Source organism: Salinimicrobium oceani, assembly GCF_012037645.1.
On the sequence record NZ_JAAVJR010000910.1, the window covers coordinates 1 to 392 of the forward strand.

Genomic DNA, 392 nt, shown 5'->3' on the forward strand with positions numbered 1-392 from the left:
GCAAAAAATAAGAGAAAGTATTTCAGGAAAAAAGATCGCTTGAAAAAGTGTTTCAGGGGATTTTTATTGATCATTTAAATTATTTTCTTCTGGTTTGGATGTAAAACAGGGTCTATATCTAACTTTTCAAAAGTGGAATTATTGCTCTTGAATTCGGGAACCAGGGCTTTCAACTTGGCCACTACTTTGTGACTTTTCAGCTTGGTCGCAGATTTTATGATCTGCTCTACTGATTCACTTATCTCACCATAATTTCCAACCTGATCAATCGCGATCATGATCTTTTTATGGTGAGTTGGTAGCGTTTTACTTTTGTCGCTGAGCAATTCTTCATAAAGTTTCTCACCGGGACGTAATCCGGTAATTTTAATACCAATCTGTTTATTTGGAAT

General features: G+C 35.5%; 1 protein-coding gene. It reads right to left on the reverse strand.

Annotated features, from left to right (window positions below):
- Positions 1–74 precede the first annotated feature (74 nt).
- A partial coding sequence (locus HC175_RS20015; RefSeq protein ID WP_168139834.1) for a polysaccharide biosynthesis protein occupies positions 75–392 on the reverse strand: 318 nt, incomplete at its 5' end.